Genomic DNA, 14020 nt, shown 5'->3' on the forward strand with positions numbered 1-14020 from the left:
TGCCGCGCCACTGCCGCCCGCCGGTTGGCCCGATCGGGTGTGGGTGCAGGCGAACCGGCCCGATCCGCTTGAGCGTAGCCGGCAAGCGGCTGCCCAAGTACTCGACCGGCTGATCGCGAGTGGGCAAGCGTTGCTGGTGACGCCGTTGCCTGCCGAGGCGCGGGTGCGGCTGGTGATGGTGATCGGGAGGTTGCGCGCAGCACGTGTGCAACTTGACGTAAATAATCAACCATTGGTTGGGATCCCGATGTGGCGGCCACGCAGCCGCGATGAACGCATTGTCGCCGCCTACCGGCGGCTGATGCAGCGCCGGTTGGGAGTGGGGTGGGCGCCGGCGATGCTGGACATACCGGTGCGCGAGGTGGCCCGTCTCTATGAAATGTGGTGCGCGGCGCGCGTTGCACTTGCCCTACTGTCCCTCAGCGACTGGCAGGTGCGTGAGCAGGCTCTGCTCGCCGGGCAAACAGTGCAATTGACGGTGCAGCAACCCTTGCTCGTGCTAGCGCATGCTGAGAGGACAACGTTGGCATTACGCTATCAGCCGCGTTACACGCCGGATAGCCAACCGTTCCGCTCGCTTGATGATCGGGTGCGAGTGCCGGATGTGGCGATTGAGGTCACTCATCCGCGGCGCGCGCCGGTATTGATCGTGCTCGATGCCAAATATCGCAGCGAGGAAGGCGCGCTGCCGGCCAACGCCATCGATGAGGGGTACAGTTATCTGGCTGGAATAGGCCGTCATGACGGCAGCCGCGCGGTTACTGCGCTGGGGTTGTTGTTCCCCGGCGCCGGCACACCAGTGTCGTATGCGAGTGGGTTAACAGCGCTGCCGCTGCTGCCGGGCGAGCAGGTGGATGGCTTAACAGCGTGGCTACGAGATGGCATCCTCAACGCCATCATCTCAAGGGTGCGGTAAATACGGCTGCAAGGCGGCTAACCGCTCTTCCACCGGCGGATGGAATGATACTTCATTCCAAGGCAGGTTCATCTCATCAAGCTGGGCTTGGCGCAGGAAGAGGGTTAAGGAGCAGGCGAACCCGTGCTGTGCAGCGTGCCGATCGGCGGCCAATTCGCGCTGGTGAATATAGGAGCGCCACAACGGTACGGTAGCTATAATGCCGATCCCACCAACGAGCGCGATGAACATCCACAATATAATGCGCTGGATAAACTGGCTGAGCCGGGCCGGAACGGTGACTTCGATCCGTAAAACGATATAGCTAAGCGCGCTCAGCAGGCGCACAATGGGGTTGAGCAAGCTCCCGATCAAGCCAATGAGGCGCATGGTAAACGAAACAACCAGCCAACCGCCGGGAATCGTCAGCCGGTGCAGCGCCAGCGCGAGGCGCCCGTCACTGCTATGGTAGTGGCCCATTTCGTGGGCAATCACGGCGACAAGGTGCGGGCTGGCATACAGATCGCGGTGCAAATAGGGGGTGTGGCCAATGACAGTGGCATTGAGGTCAGGCTGATCGACCGTGTAGATGAAGCAAGGCTGGGTGATGCCGCGGTTAGTAAGCGCGCGGAATGCCTCGTCAAGGATCGCTTGCTCGGTGATAGTTGGTATGCGCCCGCGCACCTTCCAGCGCATCATCCGGTTGCCTTCCGGGCCAACCCACGCCAGCAACGAATAGCACGGCGGCCCCATTGCGCCGATGGTCGCCAAGGTGTGAGCGGCGCTGTCGCTTAAGAACGGCGAACTCGCCCAAACAATAACCCAATAGCGCAACCCGACGCCGGCCATCTCAAGGGTGAATGTCAGGCTATAGCGTATGATTCCCCATAACGCTACCCTATCAATTTGTTACTAGATGATGGTCGCTATCCCTGCGGCAGCATTGGCCCCCACATCAACCAAATCACCCCACGCTCGGTTTGCGGTAGATCAACCGCCGGACGATCGCCAATCGGATACCAACGTAATGCCGTCCCGGTCTCGGTGCGCACTAAGGCCACAATACCGCTTGCATCAGGCGCCCAGCGGATAAGTAGTGGCGTTTCACGAAACGGCGGGCGCAGCTTGGTGAGCTTACCATCAGGCGACTGGCGGGTGAGCGTAAAGGTAAACCCGTCGCTCACCCGCTCAACCGCGACAAAGAGCAGGTCTAGCCCACTGCGAAACGGCGCGCGGGCCAGCACCCCATCGGCGCTGAGACGGTTCGCCTGCATCGTCTGCGCATCAACTTGCCAAACGCCGGGGCCTTCCGGCGGCCCAACTATCATGAGGGCCGTCCGGTCGTCGCCAAGCCACAATGCCTCGCCGCACCAGCCATACATCCCATCAGGGACAGTTGGCCGGCGTAATTCTCCACTCTGTGGTTGCCAAAACACGAGTTCGCAATCCTCATAGAAGGTGGCCGACGATGCAACTAATAACACATCGCCTTCCGGATTCCAGAGAAACGGAGCATAGCTGCGGATCGACCGGCTGGGATTTTGGGGGTCATCAACCGGATCATCGGCGCGCACCAGTTCAAGGTCGCCGCCAGTGGCTGGCATCCGGTACAGACCATCAGGAAGGTCACGTACCTCGCGGTTGTTTTGGAAGCGGAGATAGATAAATTGCGCATCGGGCGACCAGCGCACGGTGCTGAGTTGATGGCCTTCCGCAAAGTAAATCACCTGTTGATTGCTGCCATCAAGCGCGGCGCGCACTAAGCGGTCGCCTTTCGCGGCGCCAACCACGTAGACCAAGCCGGCCACCGGATGCAGATCCATATCACTAATCGGAGGAATACCCTCCAGCTCAATGCGTTCACGGGTAAGCTGGCGGCGAGTCGCGCCATCGGTCTCGATCCGGGCAATCTGGCCGCGATCAAGCACATACAACTGGGCTGGCAAGAGCCGTGCGCCGGGGGTAGGTTGGATGACTTCTGGCACTGGTGATGGTGTGGGTAACGCAGGCACTGTGCTGCACGAAGCAAGCACGATGCTGAATAACACGCTCCAAAGTACATGTCGCATGGTGATCCTATGGGTGAAGGAAGCCTGAGGTAAGGATCGTCTCACGAGCTGGGTACGGACTAGATTTGGTCATAACCGTTGTGTATAGTGGAAGCGGCCGCTTCATTATACTATACTATTGGATGCTTAGGCGCAGCGTTCGCCGTGATCGTGTTTCTCGCGAATGGTTCGTACTCAAACATAGTATACGCTATCTTTCGCATGTGCGGTGAGATCTAACTGAACTGATGGCCGGATATATCACGGAATTCATTATCAGCGATTTTGGCGTCAAGCAAGCGGTATGAACCTACGCCAGCTTCTTTCAACCTTCTGGCCGGCTGGCCAGCAGCTCAATCACCTCTTTGCCGATGAACGACAGCGGATTGCGATCTTTCTCTTGCCTGTTTTTAGCTTTCTGGCTGTGGTAGCGGGCGGATTCGCGCTCATCACTCCTTGGCTTTACCCAACGCCACAGATTCCGTTGGCTGCTGCAATCATTATGACGGCAGTGTTTGGCGGCGGGGCTTGGCTTGTGCAGCGTGGCGCCATTCAACTTGCTGGCAGGATGGTCTGTGGCGTGCTTTGGTTGGTGATCACGGTGGCGGTGTTGTTTACTGGCGGTATGCGTAGCTCGGCGATTTTACATTATGTGATTGTCGTGCTCTTAGCCGGGCTGAGTTTTGGCCGGCGCGGCGCGATCGCTGCAGTTGCTGCCAGTGGCGCCGCGATCAGTTTGATTTGGTGGATAGAGCAAAGCGGGCGCTTGCCGGAGGGATCGCTGCTCTCCATACCGCTAGGGTATGCGTTGATGTTGCTGGCGATTTTACTCTTGACTGGCATCATTCTGGTCATTGTTGATATTCAATTGTCAGCAGCGTTTCTAGCAGTGCAGAAGGAAATTACCGAACGGAGTCGCGCTGAGCAACGCTTACGAATGGCATTATTGGCGGCGCACGCCGGCGCGTGGGAATGGGAAGCCGCTGCGCGTACGGTGCGTTGGTCGCCGGAAAATTACCCGTTGCTGGGGCTTAATCCGGATCGCGATATCCTCACGTTCCGACGCTGGCGCGAGCAAGTTTATGCTGAAGATCGCGCTGCCTTACAAGCAGCGATTGATCGTTCGGTCAAAGAACACGCTGATCTCGACGTTGAATTCCGGGTTGTATTGCCTAATGGCTCGCTGCGCTGGCTACGCGGTATCGGCCAACCGGTGATCGATGCTGAGGGTGCGCTGCAAGGGATGTATGGGTTGCAAATCGATGTCACCGCGCGCAAGACGATTGAAGCTGAACTGCGGCGGAGTGAGCTGTATTATCGTAGTCTTGTCAATGATCTGCCGGCGATGGTCTGCCGCTTTCAACCCGACGGTACGCTCACCTTTGTCAACGATCTCTACTGCCAGACCTTTCAGCGTACCCGCGATGAACTGATTGGTTTCAACTTCTACGAACTCATTCCCCCTCCCCAACGCGCGTTGGTGGCAGAAGGAATTGCCAAGCTCAGCCCAACCCAGCCGGTGATGGAGCAAGAACACGAAGTGTTGCATCCCGATGGCTCGATCGGCTGGCAACGCTGGGTCAATCGCCTGCTGCTCGATGATCAGGGGCAACTGGTTGAGTATCAGGCGTTGGGAATGGACATTACCGCGCGCAAGCGGGCCGAACTTGAGCGTGAGCGGCTCATTACCGAACTTGAAGCGCGCAATGCCGAGTTAGAGCAGTTTACGTACACGGTTTCCCACGATTTGAAAAGCCCGCTGATCACGATTAAAGGCTTTGCTAGTTATATCGAGCGCGATCTCGCGACTGGCAAGATTGAACGCATCCCGTCCGATTTACAACGCATAATTTCAGCGGCGGATCGGATGTACCAACTGCTCGAAGATCTCTTGCATCTCTCGCGCGCAGGCCGGCAACTCAATCCGCCGGAACGAATCGGGCTGGGGTTGCTGATTAGCGAAGCGGCGGCCGGGGTGAGCGGGAGGTTGGCGGAACGCAATGTCTACCTGCATCTGCCGCCGAATTTGCCGGAAATCTACGTTGATCGCACCCGTTTGCGCGAAGTGTTTCAGAACTTGATCGATAACGCGGCCAAATTCATGGGTGATCAACCATCGCCGCAGATCTGGATCGAAGCGCGCGCTGATGATAACCCTCAGTTCGTGCTGGTGAGTGTGCGAGATAATGGGGTTGGCATCGATCCTCGCCATACCCAACGGATTTTCAGCCTCTTTGAGCGTCTTGACCAGCGGGTGGAAGGCACTGGCATCGGGTTGACGCTCGTGCGCCGGATTGTGGAAGCGCACGGTGGTAAGATATGGGTGGAATCAGAGGGATTGGGCAGAGGCTCAACGTTTTATCTGACGTTGCCAACGGCGTTGCCAACCTAAGCGCCTGCAGAGAGGTATAGATATGACAAGCATTGAACCGGCTATCATTCTGCTCGTCGAAGATAATCCTGACCATACTGAGTTGATCATCCGGACATTGAACGATCATCGGATTCCGAACCGGATCATCCATGTCATCGATGGCGAATCGGCGCTCGATTATCTCTGGCGGCGCGCCCAATTCGCCGATCCAGCCACTAGCCCCCAACCGCATATTGTGTTGCTCGATCTGCAGCTGCCGCGGCTGAGTGGCTTAGAGGTGTTGCAAGAGATTAAGACCAGCGCCGAGACGCGCCATATTCCTGTGGTGGTCGTGACTACTTCGAGCGCCGAGCGTGATCTGCAGGCTGCCTATCAACGCTACGCGAATAGCTATTTGGTCAAGCCGGTGGATTTTCAACAGTTCACGCGGATGTTGAACGATCTTGGCGATTACTGGTTAGACTGGAATCAGACGCTTGGTGATCGGTATGGTGTTTCTACGTCCTAGTCGTTAACCGTCATCAGCCTAATATCGGGGGGAGTGCTAGGTAGTGACGCTCAATCTCTTATTGGTGGAAGACGATCCAAGCCATGTTGAATTGGCGCGGCGAGCGTTTGAACAAAGTGACGTGATGCTTACGCTGGCCTCGTCGTTGAGTGAGGCGCGCCGGCATCTCGCTGTGCAGACATTCGATCTCATTATCTGTGATCTCTTTCTCCCTGATGGGCAAGGCGATGCGTTGTTGAGCGCTGCCGCGGGGCCATTGCCTTTGCCGGTCGTATTGATGACCAGTCACGGCGATGAGCGGATTGCGGTGGCGGCGCTGAAGGCTGGTGCGCTCGATTATCTAGTTAAAACGCCAGCAGCGTTGTTAGATTTACCCCGGATCGCCGAGCGCGCGTTGCGTGAGCGGCGGTTATTGATCGAGCGCCAACAGGCCGAGCAGACCTTGCAACAGAGCGAGCGTCTCTTCCGGGCAATGATCGAGCGGAGTAGTGACGGCATTTTGATTGCCGACCGCTATGGCCAGATCCGCTATGCCAGTCCCTCAACGCGCAATTTGATGGGGTATGCGATAGACGGGATGCTGGCGCAGCCGGTTAATGGCTTTGCCTTAATTCACCCAGAAGATCGTGAACGTGTTTGCCATTTGTTTGGCGAACTGATCCAGCAAGCCAGCGCGTCGGCAACGATCGAGTTTCGCGTGCGGCATGCCGATGGCGGTTGGCGCTGGCTGGAGGTCACCGGTTCCAATTGGCTCGACGATCCGGCAGTGCAGGGTGTGATCGTCAACTATCGTGATATTACCGAGCGCAAGTTAATGGAGTTACGCTTGCAACACGGCATCTTGCACGATGCCCTCACCGGTTTACCCAATCGCTTGTTGTTGAGCGACCGGCTGGCGCTGGCGATTAAGCGTAGCCAGCGCAACCCGAACTATCATTATGCCCTGCTGTTCCTTGATCTCGATCAGTTCAAGTTCGTGAATGATAGTTTTGGCCATCCGGCCGGCGATCGTTTGTTGATTGCCATCGCCTCACGGTTAAGCTGTTGTCTGCGCGCGGTTGATACATGCGCGCGGTTAGGCGGCGACGAGTTTGTCGTGCTGCTCGATGATGTCGAGTCGCAAGCGGCGGCGATCCGGATTGCCGAGCGGCTTATGCAGCGGTTGAGCCGTCCGCTGGAGTTAGAAGGCCGGATTTTCCATATAGCGGCTAGTGTGGGGATTGTATTCGGTTCGGCAGAGTATCAAGAGCCGGCTGAAGTGTTGCGCGACGCGGATATTGCGATGTACCGGGCAAAAGCAGCTGGCAAGTCGCGTTATGAGGTCTTTCATCCGGCGATGCGCGAAGCGGCGCAGGCGCGGGTGGCGCTCGAAAACGAACTGCGCCGGGCCGTGACGCACCAAGAGTTTCGGGTCTATTACCAGCCAATTATTGACATTAGCTCAGGCATCTTGGTGGGATTTGAAGCATTGGTGCGGTGGGAACATCCAACCCGCGGCATATTGCCGCCGGCGGCATTTCTCGATGTGGCCGAGGAAGCCGGGCTGAATGATGCTATGGGCTGGCAGGTGCTCGAACAAGTCTGCCGGCAATTGGCCGAATGGCGCAGGTCGTTGCCCCAAGCGACGGCTTTGTCAGTCAGCGTCAACTTGTCGGCGCGCCAGTTTATGTTGCCCGATCTTTATCTACGCCTTGTCCAATTGCTCGAGCAGCACCGGCTGCCGCCATCTGCGCTCAAGCTCGAATTGACCGAAAGCGCCTTGATGGAGTATAGCCGTGATGCGGCGGCGGTGTTGATGCGCTTGCGTGAATATGGTGTTCAGATTGCGATTGATGATTTTGGTGTGGGCTATTCGTCGTTGAGTTATCTGGTGCAATTGCCGATTGATCAGATCAAGATTGATCGCAACTTTATCGTCCAGCTCGAACAGGCGCAGCATTCGCAGGCCATCGTCAGCGCGATCGTGAATTTAGCCCGCAGTCTTAATCTCGAAGTGGTCGCCGAGGGCTTAGAGACCACCGGCCAAATTGAGCGTATGCGTGCGGTCGGCTGCCAGTATGGCCAAGGCTATCTCATTGGCTATCCACTGCCGGCTGATGATGCCACGCAGGTGTTGATCAACCGCACAACGTTTCATCCTCCTGCCTAACACACAACCGCTATTCGGTGTATACTCTCAGAGAGTTGTAGTGCGTCCAGCCGAGGAGTCGGCGTTGTATGCAGATCAATGGCGCCATTGCCCAGTCTCCTATCCGTACCCTCTTCCCGTTTGCTCTTAGCGAATATGCGTTGCCCGCCGGGGTGTTGCGCTACGTTGACGAAGGCGCTGGCCCGCCGGTTGTCATGCTTCACGGCAATCCCACGTGGTCGTTCTTTTACCGGCGGTTGATCGCGGCGTTGCGCGGGCAACGCCGGGTCATCGCACTTGACCATCTCGGTTGCGGGTTGTCGGATAAGCCGCAACAGTATCACTATTGCCTCGCCAACCATATTGCCAATCTCGAACAATTGTTGGCGCACCTCAAGCTGGGGCCGGTCGATTTGGTCGTCCACGATTGGGGTGGCGCAATCGGGATGGGGTGGGCCGTGCGCCATCCTGAGCAGGTGCGGCGGATCGTACTGCTGAATACGGCTGCGTTCCTCTCGCCGCATATTCCGCTGCGGATCGCCGCCGGTAAGATGCCGAAGATTGGCGAGTGGGCGATTCGCCAACTCAATGCCTTTGCCCTTGCCGCTACGTTCATGACGGTGGTGCGGCCATTGCCGCCGGAAGTGCGCGCAGGCTATCTCTGGCCGTACCAAAACCCGGCTGACCGGATTGCGATTGCCCGTTTTGTGCAGGATATTCCGCTGCATCCGGCTCATCCCACATGGCCGGTGGTTGATGCGATTGATCGCGAACTGGTTGGGTTGCGTGCCAAGCCGGTGCGCATCTTCTGGGGCGGGTGCGATTGGTGTTTTGATGACCGATTTTTAGCCGGCTGGCTGGCCCGCTTCCCGCGCGCTGAAGTCACCCGGCTCGATGACGCCGGCCATTATGTGTTGGAAGATGCCTCCGACGAGATGATTGGGCGGTTGGCAAGGTGGTTATTGGAGGAACCTCATGAGTGTTGAACCGATTAACCCGCCGGTTGCCGAGCGGAAACGGGTGGTGATCCATCTCCATGGTGATGAGATCGTCGATGAGTTTGCGTGGCTGGAGAATCGTGACGACCCGGCGGTGATCGCTTACCTTGAAGCTGAGAATGCCTACGCCGAAGCGGTGATGGCCCCGGCGGCGGCGTTGCGCGCGCGGCTCTACGCCGAGATGCGGGGCCGGATCAAAGAAGATGACCGTTCGGCGCCGGCGCCGCGTGGCCGCTATCGCTACTATTCACGCACTGAGACCGGCGCGGAATACCCGCTGATGTGCCGGACAGAGGGCGATGATGGGCCGGAAGAGGTGTTGCTCGATCTGAATGCGCTGGTAGCCGGGCATGCCTTTTGCCGGCTCGGCCCTTACGAGCCGTCGCCGAATCAACAACTGCTTGCCTATGGCCTTGATACTACCGGTTCGATTATCTTCACGCTGTTCGTCAAAGATCTCGCTACCGGCGCGTTGATCGATACGCCGATCGAGCAGGTTGACGATGTGGCATGGGCCGATGATCAGACTCTTTTTTATACCGTGTTCGATCATGCCCATCGCGCTTACCGGCTGTACCGCCACGTGTTAGGTACGTCTCCCAGTGAAGATGCGCTGATCTACGAAGAGACCGACGAGCGGTTTAGCCTCAGTCTGCGCCGCACCCGCTCTGGCGCTTACCTGTTGTTGACCTGCTTTAGCCATGGCGGTACCGAGGTGCGCTACTTGCCTACTGCTACCCCCTTCGCCGAGTGGCGTGTGATCTCTTCGCGCCGGCCTAAAGTTGACTATTTTGTCGATCACCACGGCGATTATTTCTTCATCCGCACCAACGACGGCGCCGAAAACTTCCGCTTGCTGCAAGCGCCAGTGGCCGATCCAAGCGCAGCCGTCGAGCTGTTGCCGGGCCGTGACGACACGCTGATCGATTATCTCGACTGTTTCGCTGACTATCTGGTGGTCTACGAGCGACGGGCCGGTTTGCACCAGATTCGGGTTAGCGCGCCTGATGGCAGCGATCCGCGATATGTCGCTTTCCCAGAGCCGGTCTATACCTGTGGCCCGCACGTGAACGATGAATTTGACACTAGCCGCTTGCGGCTGAGCTACAGCTCGCTGGTAACGCCGGCCTCGGTGGTGGAATACGATATGGCGAACGGTACGTGGCACGTGCTCAAGCAGGAAGAGATTCCGTCCGGCTACGATCCGTCGCTGTACCTGAGCGAGCGGTTGGCGGCAACGGCCCCTGATGGGGCGCAGGTGCCGATTTCGATCGTCTACCGGCGCGACCGGCCCCGTAACGGCGGCCCGTGCTTGTTGGTCGGCTATGGCGCGTATGGCTATAGCTACGATCCCTCGTTCGACAGCAAACGGCTGAGCCTGCTTGACCGCGGCTTTGCGGTGGCGATTGCCCATGTCCGCGGCGGCCAAGAGCTAGGCCGGCAGTGGTATGAGCAGGGCCGGATGTTCCACAAGCCCAGTACGTTCAGCGACTTTATCGCGTGCGCCGAGCATCTGATCGCCGAGGGTTACACTGCGCCGCGCCAACTGGCGATCAGTGGCCGCAGCGCCGGCGGCTTATTGATGAGTGCGGTGGTCAATGCCCGGCCCGACCTGTTTCAGGCCGTGGTGGCCGGTGTGCCGTTTACCAATGTCGTGATCGCGATGCTCAAATCGGATCTGCCGCTGACCGTCACCGAATGGGAGCAGTGGGGCAACCCGGCGATCGAGGCCGAATACCGGCTGATGCGTTCCTACGACCCGTATCTCAATCTCAAGCCGGGGCCGTACCCGCACATTCTGGCGACCGCCGGCCTGTACGACCTGCAGGTGCCTTATTGGGATCCGGCCAAGTGGGTGGCCAAGCTGCGCACGGTCAAAACGAATGACACGATGTTGCTGTTGCGCACCAACTTGCAAGCCGGACACGGCGGCCATTCGGGCCGCTTCGCCCGGCTGGAGGAGTTTGCGTGGGAATATGCGTTTATCTTGACTGCATTGGGGATCGCGGAGTAGCATCCGGTGGGCAGGCGACGGTGGTGCGCTGCCCCGCCTGTAAAGTGATCCTTAGAATGTTCGTTGGGCTGCATGCATCGCAAAAGCGGCGCTAGCTTGGTTGGCTTGCTCGCATTCATGGAGCGGTTTGTTAGCAAGGAGCACCCATGGCTTACTCTAACGCGCTTGATCGGCATCGTGCGCACGCCACGCCGGAAGGCGCGAATATCGCCCGCTATCTGCCGTGGATGGCGCAGCATGTGCCCGATCAGACGGCAGTGATTACCGGCGTTGGGCGCGATCGGGCCGGCAAGGTGATCTATCGCCGGCAGAGCTTTGCTGGCTTGCACGCGGCTAGCGACCGCTTGGCGTGGGGCCTGACCGCGTATGGCGTCAGCCGCGGGATGCGGGTCTTGCTGATGGTGCCGGCGGGTGGGCCGTTGATCAGCCTGACCTTTGCCCTGTTGAAGATGGGGTGTGTGCCGATCTTGATCGATCCGGCCATGGGCCGGCGCAATTTGGCCCAGTGCATTGCCGAAGCGGCTCCGGAAGCGATGATCGGCGTACCGCGCGCCCATCTGCTCCGGCTGGTCTTCCCCCGCGCCTGCGCGACGATCAAGCGGGCCGTGTCGGTCGGCCCGGCCCTGCCCGGCGCGGCGGCGTTACGCGAACTAGAGGTCGCCATCAAGACCCCGTTTGCGCTGGCCGAGGTTGCCGCCACTGATCCGGCAGCGATCGTCTTTACCAGCGGCAGCACCGGCACGCCGAAAGGGGTGCTCTATACCCACGGCATGTTCGAGGCGCAGATCAACACCTTGTGCGAGTTGTTTGGCCTCGAACCGAGTGAAATCGAGATGCCGGCCTTCCCGCTTTTTGCTCTCTTCAATGTTGCCCTCGGTATTACCTCGGCTATCCCGCCGATCGATCCCACTCGCCCGGCCCAATGCGATCCGGCAGCAGTGGTTGAATATATTCAGGATGTGGGGGTGACTTCGACCTTCGGTTCGCCAGCGATTTGGGAAAAAGTGACTGCGTATTGCCTTGAGCACGATATTCGGCTGCCGACGCTGCGGCGCGTCTTGATGGCCGGCGCGCCGGTGCCGGCCCATCTCCACGAGCGGTTGCAGCGCATTCTGACCCCGCCTGCCGACAGCTTTACGCCGTATGGCGCCACCGAAGCCCTGCCGGTCACGTCGATCAGCGGGCGTGAAGTGCTGGCGGCCCGCGCCGAGCAGCCGTCGCCACTGGCCGGCACCTGCGTCGGCTGGCCGGCTCCCGGCGTAGAAGTGGCGATTATTCCGATCAGCGATGAACCGATCCGGTCGTGGCAAGAAACGCAGAGCTTGCCGGCAGGCGTGATCGGCGAGATTTGCGTAAGCGGGCCGGCAGTGACCCGCGAATATGTGGGCCGGCCCCAAGCGACCGAGCTGGCTAAGATTGTCGATGGCGAGCGAGTCTGGCACCGTATGGGTGATCTCGGCTATTTCGACGAGCACGGACGGCTTTGGTTTTATGGCCGCAAGAGCCAGCGCGTGATCACGGCTCGCGGCCCGCTCTTTACCGAGCCGGTTGAGTTGCTTTTCAACCAGCACCCCGCCGTCTTCCGTTCGGCGTTGGTTGGGGTAGGGCCAGCCGGCGCACAATTGCCGGTCGTGATTGTCGAACTGCGCCGCGATACCCGGATTTCGCCAGCGCAACTGGTGGCCGAATTGCGCCAATTGGCTGCCACCACCGAAATGACGGCGGTGATTCAAGATTTCCTGATCCATCCCTCGTTCCCGGTTGATATTCGCCATAACGCCAAAATCTTTCGCGAGCAACTGGCGGTTTGGGCGGCCAAGCAGTTGCATGCGCCGGGATGAGGTGTGGCGCTTAGGTCGGTTGTCATTGCGAGGGGGCGCAGCCCCCGAAGCAATCTCCTGCTTGAGCGAGAACAATGTTTGTTTGAGAACGACTGCCAAGAAATAGCACGGACAGGTGACAAGCTCTTTGGTGCAACACAATGATCGCTCTCGTTACCGGTGGCAACGGCTTTGTTGGCCGCTATCTGGTGGAACAACTCTTGGCCCGCGGCGACCACGTGCGCGTGGTAGGGAGGGGTGAGTATCCTGAATTGCAGGCGCTTGGCGTCGAGACGTTTCGCGCCGATCTCGCTACACCCGAAGCGGCGCCAGCGTTGGCCCGCGCCATGCGCGGCGTGACGGTGGTCTTTCACGTCGCGGCTAAAGCCGGTCTGTGGGGCCGCTACGACGGCTTCTACCAAGCCAATGTTAGCGCGACCCAGCGGGTGGTGAAGGCGGCGATCTGGGCCGGTGTGCCCAAACTGGTCTATACCTCGACGCCGTCGGTCGCGATTGGTATGGACGACATCCACGGCGCTGATGAGCAGACGCCGTACCCCTCGCGCTACCTTGCACCCTACCCGCAGACCAAGGCTATCGCCGAGCGTTATGTACTGGCGCAGACCGATATTGCGACGGTGGCGCTGCGTCCGCACCTGATCTGGGGGCCGCGCGATCCGCACATCTTGCCGCGCCTGCTGCGCCGCGCGCGCCGCCGTGCTCTGTTTCAAATCGGCGATGGTACGAACCTAGTCGATGTCAGCTATGTCGAAAATGTCGCCGAAGCGCATCTGCTCGCAGCATCGGCCCTCGGCGAGCGATCGCCGGTGCGCGGCAAAGCCTACTTTATCGGCCAAGAGCGGCCAGTCAATCTCTGGCAGTTTATCGGTGAGATTCTCGCCCACGCTGGCTGCCCGCCGGTGCGTGGGCGCATCGCGGCCCGCACCGCCTACCGGCTGGCAACCGGTTTAGAGTTTCTTTACGCGACGCTGCGCCTGCCCGGTGAACCGCCGCTGACCCGGTTGATGGTACACGAGCTGAGCCATTCGCACTGGTTTAGCCATGCCGCGGCGGAACGCGATTTCGGCTATACACCGCGGATCAGCATTGAAGAGGGGTTGCGGCGCACATTTGCCCAGCAAACAGTGTAACAGCCTTATGGCGTGCGGCAGTTGCACTGCCGCAAGGGTGTCTATGGCGCGCGGCAGTTGCACTGCCGCAAGGGTGTCTATGGT

10 protein-coding genes are annotated in these 14020 nt (G+C 59.3%); 8 read left to right on the forward strand and 2 right to left on the reverse strand.

The window, feature by feature from the left end; translation table 11 throughout:
• Window positions 1-916, forward strand: a 916-nt coding sequence (locus U9R81_RS01295; RefSeq protein WP_322493736.1) for a nuclease domain-containing protein, incomplete at its 5' end; no start/stop codon positions are given.
• Here the strand turns inward: U9R81_RS01295 and U9R81_RS01300 are convergent.
• Both U9R81_RS01300 and U9R81_RS01305 read right to left on the reverse strand, forming a co-directional pair.
• On the reverse strand, window positions 902-1744 hold the full coding sequence (locus tag U9R81_RS01300) for a M48 family metalloprotease (protein ID WP_322493737.1): 843 nt from the start codon (window positions 1742-1744) through the stop codon (window positions 902-904). The genes U9R81_RS01295 and U9R81_RS01300 overlap by 15 nt on opposite strands.
• A 77-nt stretch (window positions 1745-1821) precedes the next feature.
• Window positions 1822-2964, reverse strand: coding sequence for a hypothetical protein (locus tag U9R81_RS01305; protein WP_322493738.1), 1143 nt, complete (start codon window positions 2962-2964; stop codon window positions 1822-1824).
• A gap of 283 nt (window positions 2965-3247) precedes the next feature.
• Between U9R81_RS01305 and U9R81_RS01310 the strand changes: the two genes are divergently transcribed.
• From U9R81_RS01310 to U9R81_RS01340, 7 genes are all read left to right on the forward strand, one after another.
• A complete protein-coding gene (locus tag U9R81_RS01310; protein WP_322493739.1) occupies window positions 3248-5335 on the forward strand; it encodes a sensor histidine kinase in 2088 nt (695 codons plus the stop codon).
• A gap of 22 nt (window positions 5336-5357) precedes the next feature.
• Window positions 5358-5825 (forward strand): response regulator, encoded by a 468-nt coding sequence (locus U9R81_RS01315; RefSeq protein WP_322493740.1) that lies wholly within the window; start codon window positions 5358-5360, stop codon window positions 5823-5825.
• Between the two features lie 43 nt (window positions 5826-5868).
• Window positions 5869-7974, forward strand: a complete 2106-nt coding sequence (locus U9R81_RS01320; RefSeq protein WP_322493741.1) for a putative bifunctional diguanylate cyclase/phosphodiesterase — start codon at window positions 5869-5871, stop codon at window positions 7972-7974.
• A 68-nt stretch (window positions 7975-8042) separates the two neighbouring features.
• Window positions 8043-8939, forward strand: a complete 897-nt coding sequence (locus U9R81_RS01325) for an alpha/beta fold hydrolase (protein WP_322493742.1) — start codon at window positions 8043-8045, stop codon at window positions 8937-8939.
• Entirely contained in the window at window positions 8929-10965 is a 2037-nt protein-coding gene (locus U9R81_RS01330) for a S9 family peptidase (RefSeq protein ID WP_322493743.1), read from the forward strand. Before U9R81_RS01325 ends, U9R81_RS01330 begins: the two co-directional genes overlap by 11 nt.
• Window positions 10966-11111: 146 nt before the next feature.
• Entirely contained in the window at window positions 11112-12806 is a 1695-nt protein-coding gene (locus U9R81_RS01335; protein WP_322493744.1) for a fatty acid CoA ligase family protein, read from the forward strand.
• Between the two features lie 140 nt (window positions 12807-12946).
• Window positions 12947-13936, forward strand: a complete 990-nt coding sequence (locus U9R81_RS01340; RefSeq protein ID WP_322493745.1) for an NAD-dependent epimerase/dehydratase family protein — start codon at window positions 12947-12949, stop codon at window positions 13934-13936.
• The last annotated feature ends 84 nt before the right edge of the window (window positions 13937-14020 follow it).

This window comes from Chloroflexus sp. (assembly GCF_034435895.1).
GTDB lineage: Bacteria > Chloroflexota > Chloroflexia > Chloroflexales > Chloroflexaceae > Chloroflexus.

Coding starts and splice junctions, on each gene's coding strand:
- U9R81_RS01300 (WP_322493737.1), bottom strand. CDS start 1,744: ATGGCCGGCGTCGGGTTGCGCTATTGGGTTATTGTTTGGGCGAGTTCG.
- U9R81_RS01305 (WP_322493738.1), bottom strand. CDS start 2,964: ATGCGACATGTACTTTGGAGCGTGTTATTCAGCATCGTGCTTGCTTCG.
- U9R81_RS01310 (WP_322493739.1), top strand. CDS start 3,248: ATGAACCTACGCCAGCTTCTTTCAACCTTCTGGCCGGCTGGCCAGCAG.
- U9R81_RS01315 (WP_322493740.1), top strand. CDS start 5,358: ATGACAAGCATTGAACCGGCTATCATTCTGCTCGTCGAAGATAATCCT.
- U9R81_RS01325 (WP_322493742.1), top strand. CDS start 8,043: ATGCAGATCAATGGCGCCATTGCCCAGTCTCCTATCCGTACCCTCTTC.
- U9R81_RS01330 (WP_322493743.1), top strand. CDS start 8,929: ATGAGTGTTGAACCGATTAACCCGCCGGTTGCCGAGCGGAAACGGGTG.
- U9R81_RS01335 (WP_322493744.1), top strand. CDS start 11,112: ATGGCTTACTCTAACGCGCTTGATCGGCATCGTGCGCACGCCACGCCG.
- U9R81_RS01340 (WP_322493745.1), top strand. CDS start 12,947: ATGATCGCTCTCGTTACCGGTGGCAACGGCTTTGTTGGCCGCTATCTG.